5 protein-coding genes are annotated in these 6,406 nt (G+C 70.1%); 2 read left to right on the top strand and 3 right to left on the bottom strand.

Translation table 11 applies throughout. The features are described from left to right. Positions 1-208 precede the first annotated feature (208 nt). A complete protein-coding gene (locus RX333_RS16080) occupies positions 209-958 on the top strand; it encodes a TerC family protein (RefSeq protein ID WP_316015976.1) in 750 nt (249 codons plus the stop codon). A 36-nt stretch (positions 959-994) separates the two neighbouring features. After that, the gene (gene selD / locus RX333_RS16075; RefSeq protein WP_316015975.1) at positions 995-3,166 is read left to right on the top strand and encodes a selenide, water dikinase SelD; all 2,172 of its coding nucleotides are present in this window, start codon (positions 995-997) and stop codon (positions 3,164-3,166) included. Here selD and gatA read toward each other — a convergent pair whose 3' ends face one another. From gatA to guaD, 3 genes are all read right to left on the bottom strand, one after another. Next, entirely contained in the window at positions 3,167-4,654 is a 1,488-nt protein-coding gene (gene gatA, locus RX333_RS16070) for an Asp-tRNA(Asn)/Glu-tRNA(Gln) amidotransferase subunit GatA (protein WP_316015974.1), read from the bottom strand. Then, entirely contained in the window at positions 4,651-4,938 is a 288-nt protein-coding gene (gene gatC / locus RX333_RS16065; protein ID WP_316015973.1) for an Asp-tRNA(Asn)/Glu-tRNA(Gln) amidotransferase subunit GatC, read from the bottom strand. The genes gatA and gatC overlap by 4 nt, the downstream gene beginning before the upstream one ends. A gap of 86 nt (positions 4,939-5,024) precedes the next feature. After that, positions 5,025-6,311 carry a guanine deaminase gene (gene guaD, locus RX333_RS16060; RefSeq protein ID WP_316015972.1) on the bottom strand — a complete coding sequence of 429 codons (1,287 nt, stop codon included), beginning with the start codon at positions 6,309-6,311 and terminating at the stop codon, positions 5,025-5,027. Positions 6,312-6,406 lie beyond the last annotated feature (95 nt).

Raw genomic sequence — 6,406 nt, 5'->3', positions numbered from 1 at the left:
CCCCCACCGCTCGCGAAGGCCAGGCGCTCGACCTGTTGCAGCGCGCGCGCAACCTCCTCGACCGCGCGGCCCCCGACGACGACGGCAGCGCGCGCGAGTTGCAAGAACGGGCCCGCGCCCTGCGCGACCGCGCCTCCTGACCACTGGAAGCAGGCGCGCCCCACGCTAGCTCCTCGCGCAACACGATGCGCCAGCGCAGGAGAATTCGATGGACGCCTTCCTCCAGATCATGAGCGACCCCGCCAACTGGGCCGCCCTCGCCACGTTGGTGGTGATGGAGGTCGTGCTGGGCATCGACAACCTGCTGTTCATCTCGATCATCACCAACAAGCTGCCCGAGGGCCAGCGCGCCCGCGCGCGCAATATCGGCATCGGCATGGCGCTTGTCATGCGGCTGGGTCTGCTGACCATCATCGCCTGGATCGTCAGCCTGACGCAGCCGGTGCTGGAGCTGTTCGGCACCGCCTTCTCGTGGAAGGATCTGATTCTGATCGCAGGCGGCATCTTCCTGATCTGGAAGGCGACGAAGGAGATCCACCACCATGTCGACCCCGACCCCGAGGGCGACGTGCTGACCGGCAAGACCGTCACGCTGACCGTCGGGGCGGCGATCACGCAGATCCTGATCCTCGACCTCGTCTTCTCGATCGACTCGATCATCACCGCGGTCGGGATGACCGAGCATGTCATCATCATGGTGATCGCAGTCATCTTCGCCGTCGCCTGCATGCTGATCGCCGCGGCACCGCTCTCGGCCTTCGTCAACTCGAACCCGACCGTGGTGATGCTGGCGCTCGGCTTCCTTCTGGTGATCGGAACGACGCTGCTGGCCGAGGGTTTCCACGTGAAGATCCCCAAGGGCTACATCTATTCCGCGATGGCCTTCGCCGCGCTGATCGAGGGGCTCAACATGCTCGCCCGGCGGCGCAAGGCACGGATCGCGGCGGCGAAGGGCTGACGCACGGTCCGAGCCGTCATCCGAAGGAGCTCGGACATGCGCCCGACCCACCCCGTCACCCGCGACCTCGTCCTGATCGGCGGCGGCCACGCGCACGCGCTGATGCTGCGCCGCTGGGGTATGGACCCGCTGCCCGGCGCGCGGCTAACCCTGATCACGCCCGAGCCGACGGCGCCCTATACCGGCATGCTGCCCGGCTTCGTCGCGGGGCATTACGCGCGCAAGGACCTCGACATCGACATGATGCGCCTCGCCCGGTTCGCGGGCGCGCGGGTGGTGCTGAAACCGGCGATCGGCCTCGACCCGCAGGCGCGGCGCGTCACCGTGCCGGGGCGCGCGCCCATCGCCTATGACGTTCTGTCGATCAATGTCGGGATCTCCGCCACCGTGCCGACCCTGCCCGGCTTCACCGAACATGCCGTCCCGGCCAAGCCACTGGGCCCCTTCGCCGACCGCTGGTCCACCTTCGTGTCGGAGGTGGAGCAAGGCGAGACGCCCGAGATCGCGGTAATCGGCTGCGGCATCGCGGGGGCCGAACTCGCCCTCGCAATGCACCACCGCCTGCGCGATCACGCCCCACGCATCACGATCTGCGAGCATTCCGATGCGCTCGCCAATGCCGGGCGCAAGGCGCGCGCGGTGCTGACCAAGCGGCTCGCCGCCGCCGGGATCACGGTGATGGAGGGCGCCAAGGTCACCCGCATCCACGCCACCCATATCGAGACGGATCGCGGCGACGTGCCATCGCGCTTCACCGTCGGGGCCGCCGGGGCCACGCCGCAGCCCTGGCTGGCCGAAACCAGGCTCGCGCAGACGGACGGCTTCCTCGATATCGGCCCGAAGCTCGCCAGCACCTCCCACCCCCAGGTTTTCGCCGTCGGCGACTGTGCCCACATGACCCACGCCCCGCGTGAGAAGGCGGGCGTCTTCGCCGTCCGGCAGGCCCCGATCCTGACCCGCAACCTGCGCGCGGCCCTCGGCGCGGGTACGGCGAAGGACTACCGCCCGCAGAAGGACTACCTCAAGCTCGTCAGCCTGGGCGAGAAGGCCGCCGTTGCCGATTACTGGCCCTCCTTCGCCCCGTCCGGCGCCGCCATGTGGCGCTGGAAGGACCATATCGACCGCAAGTTCATGGACCGCCTCGCCGACCTGCCCGACATGGCCGCGAGCGACCCGCCCCCCCGCGAGGCCGCCGATGGCCTCGCCGACCTGACCAACGAACAGCCCCTGTGCGGCGGCTGCGGGGCCAAGGTCGGCGCGGACGTGCTGACCGACAGCCTCGCCGCCCTGCCCGCGCCAAGCCGTCCCGATATCCTGCGCGGCACCGGCGACGACGCGGCGCTGCTGACCCACGCCGCAGGTGCGCAGAGCCTGACGACCGACCATTTCCGTGCCTTCATCGAGGATCCCTGGCTGCTGACCCGCATCGCCGCCCTGCACGCGATGGGCGATGTCTGGGCGATGGGCGGCCGGCCGCAGGCGGCGCTCAGCCAGATCATCCTGCCTCGCATGGCCCCGCGCCCGCAGGCCGAGACCCTGCGCGAGATTCTCGACGCCGCGCAGGCCACGCTGGCCGAGGCCGGGGCGGACCTCGTCGGCGGGCACTCCTCGCTCGGTGCGGAAATGACGATCGGCTTCACGGTCACCGGCCTGATCGAGGGTCGCGCGGTTGGCAATGACGGCGCCGGGGTGGGCGATGTCCTGCTGCTGACCAAGCCGCTCGGCACCGGCACGATCCTCGCTGCCGACATGCAGGCCAAGGCCCCCGGCCCGGTCGTCGCCCGCGCGCTCGACTGGATGGCCCGCAGCCCGGCCCGCGCGGCGGCGATCCTTGCGCAACACGCGACGGCGATGACCGATGTCACCGGCTTCGGCCTCGCCGGGCACCTGATGACGATGCTGGAGGCGCGCGGCCTCTCCGCACGGCTCACCGACCTGCCCCTGATCGACGGGGCGGAGGCGCTGGCCGCCGCCGGCCACCGCTCCTCCCTCTACCCGCAGAACCGCGCGCGCGCCATGGCACTGGCGGCCCCGGCCGGACCGCGCGCCGACCTCGCCGTCGATCCGCAGACCAGCGGCGGGATGCTCGCCGCCGTCCCGCCGGACCTGGCCGATCAGGTGGAGGCGGAGCTGAAGGACGCGGGCGAGCCGGTCTGGCGCATCGGCACCCTCGGCGACGGCCCGGTCGCGATCACGCTCGACGCGTGATCACCACCACTTCGCGGCCTTCGCGTCGAAGCCCGCCGCCCGCTCGACCGCCAGTGCGGTGTTGAGCAGCTCGCCCTCTTCCCACGGCTTGCCGATCAGCTGCAGGCCAAGCGGCAGCCCGTCCGCCGACAGGCCCGACGGCACCGAAATGCCCGGCAGGCCCGCGAGGTTCAGAGTCACCGTGAACACGTCGTTGAGATACATCTCGACCGGGCTCATTTCCGCCGCCTTGCCCATCTCGAAGGCGGGCGAGGGCGTCGCCGGCGTCAGGATCGCGTCGATCCCGTCGTTGAAGGCCGCCTCGAAATCCTGCCGGATCAGCGTGCGCACCCGCTGCGCCTTGCGGTAATAGGCGTCGTAGAAGCCAGCACTCAGCACATAGGCGCCCAGCATCACGCGGCGCTGCACCTCCGGCCCGAACCCTTCGGCGCGGGTCTTTTCGTACATGTCGGTGATGCCATCGCCCGCCGCGAGCTTCGCCCGGTGGCCGTAGCGCACGCCGTCATAGCGCGACAGGTTCGACGACGCCTCGGCGGGCGCGATGATGTAATAGGTCGGCAACGCGTGCTGCGCGTGCGGCAGCGAAATGTCGACCACCTCCGCGCCCGCGTCGCGCAACATCTGCGCGCCCCGATCCCATTCCGCCGAGATCGTGTCGGACAGACCGTCGAGACGATACTCGCGCGGGATGCCGATCTTCTTGCCCCGGATGTCGCCGGTCAGCGCCGCCTCGAAATCAGGCACGGGCATATCGGCGGAGGTCGAGTCCTTCGCGTCGTGCCCGGCCATCGCGCCCAGCATGATCGCCGCATCGCGCACCGTCTTGGTCATCGGCCCCGCCTGATCGAGCGATGAGGCATAGGCGATGATCCCCCAGCGCGAGCAGCGCCCATAGGTCGGGCGCAGGCCGACCGTGCCGGTCAGCGCGGCGGGCTGGCGGATGGAGCCGCCCGTATCCGTGCCGGTCGCACCCAGCGCCAGATCCGCCGCGATGGCCGCCGCCGACCCGCCCGAGGACCCGCCCGCCGTCAGCTTCGCCTCCGACCCTTCCTTGCGCCACGGGGACACGGTCGGCCCGAACACCGAATATTCCGTGGCCGAGCCCATGCCGAACTCGTCCTGGTTCAGCTTGCCCAAGCACACCGCGCCCGCGTCCCACAACTTCGCCGTCACGGTCGATTCGTAGGGCGGCACGAAGCCGTCGAGGATCTTCGATCCCGACTGGCTGGCCACACCCTCGACGCAGAACAGGTCCTTCACTCCGACCGGGATGCCGGTCATCGCGTCCGCCTCGCCCGACGCGATGCGCGCATCGGCGGCATCGGCCATCGCCAGCGCCTTCTCCGCCGTCACGGTCACGACGGCGTTGAGCGCCGCTGCCCCGTCGATCGCGGAGAGGCAGGCCTCGGTCAGCTCCCGGCTCGTCACCTCCTTGGAGGCCAGTTTCGCGCGGGCATCCGCGATGGTCAGCGTATTGAGCATGGTCATTCCACCACCTTGGGAACCGCGAAGAAGCCCTCGCGCGCATCGGGCGCGTTCGCGAGGATGTCGCCCTGCCGATCGCCATCGGTGATCTCGTCGGCCCGGCGCTTGAGGTTCATAGGCGTGACGGAGGTCATCGGCTCCACCCCGTCGGTGTCGACCTCGCTCAGCTGCTCCATGAAGGCGAGCACCGCGCTCAGTTCCTCGGCGAGGGCGGGCAACCGCTCCTCCTCCACCCGGATGCGGGCGAGATGCGCGACCCGGCGCGCGGTATCGGTGTCGATGGCCATGATCGGCTCCCTTTCAGGCGTCGGCTCGGTCTACCCAAGCGGGCCACGGGGTTCAAGCGCGGCCCCCTTCGGATTGGTCCAAATACTCAAGGCCGCCGCGCCCCCATGATGTACACATCCGCCACGGCACGGTCGTCGCCCAGCATGATCGTCGGGAACAGCGCCTGCCACAGGTCTTCGGCCCGCCCCGCGCGCTGAGTGATCACCGGCGTCGAGGCGAGGTCGAGCACCACGAGATCCGCCTCCCGCCCCGGCTGCAACCCGCCGACCTCGCCCCCGATGCGCAAGCAGTCCGCCGACCCTTGCGTCGCCAGCCACATCAGCTCCGCCGGGTGCAGGCTGTCGCCCCGCAGCTGCCCGACCTCGTAGGCCGCGGCCATCGTGCGCAGCATGGAGAAACTCGATCCGCCGCCCACATCGGTGGCGAGCCCGACCGGCACGCCCGCCTCCACGAGCCCGCGCACGTCGCACAGCCCCGACCCGATGAAAGTATTGGAGGTCGGGCAATGCGCCACGCCCGAGCCCGTGGCGACCAGCGCCGCGATCTCCCGCGGCTCCAGGTGGATCGCGTGACCCATTACCGCCCCCGGTCCCGCCAGTCCGAACCGTTCGTAGACGGCGAGGTAGTCGGGATCGTCCGGGAACAGCTCGCGCATCCAGGCGATCTCCTCGCGCTGCTCGCTCAGATGGGTCTGCATCGCGCAATCGGGATGCTCGGCCCACAGCGCGCCCGCCGCCTCCAGCTGCGCGGGCGTCGAGGTCGGGGCGAAGCGCGGCGTGACGGCATAGCCCAGCCGGTCCACCCCGTGCCAAGTCTCCAGCAGGGCGAGGCTCTCGTCATAGCCCGATTGCGCGTCGTCGCGCAGCCCCTCGGGCGCGTTGCGGTCCATCATCACCTTGCCGCCGATCATCCGCATCCCGCGCGCGCGGGCCGCCTCGAAATAGGCGTCTACGCTCGCGGGATGGATGGTGCAGAAGCTCGCGGCGCTGGTGATGCCGTTCGCGAGGCTGAAGTCGTAATAGAGCGCCGCCATCCGCGCCGCATGATCCGCGTCGTCGAAGCGCATCTCCTCGGGGAAGGTATAGGTGTTCAGCCAGTCGATCAGCCGCTTGCCCCAGCTCGCGATGATACCGGTCTGCGGGTAGTGCACATGCGCGTCGACGAAACCGGGCAGGATCAGCCGCGATCCGTGGTCGTGCAGCTCCGCCTGCGGATGCGCGCGGCGCAGCGCCGCGCCGTCGCCGACCTCGGCCACGAGACCGTCCCGGATCAGCACGCCGCCTTGATCCTGTACGACAGCGGCCCCCAACCCGTCGAGGAACGGGTTGCCCGTGAATTGCAGCGTGCGCCCCAAAAGCAGCGTATCGGCCATCTTTACCATCCGGTCAGGAATTGTCCCTCCCCGCCTAGCCCATTCCGCCCCCCATTGCGAGTGCCACCGATCCGGGGCAGGCTCCCCCGGCCTTG

It is taken from the genome of Roseobacter sp. HKCCA0434 (assembly GCF_032464675.1).
In the GTDB taxonomy this organism is placed as follows: domain Bacteria; phylum Pseudomonadota; class Alphaproteobacteria; order Rhodobacterales; family Rhodobacteraceae; genus Pontivivens.
The sequence above is the reverse complement of the archived record's forward strand: the minus strand, read 5'-3'. Positions and strand labels throughout refer to the sequence as shown.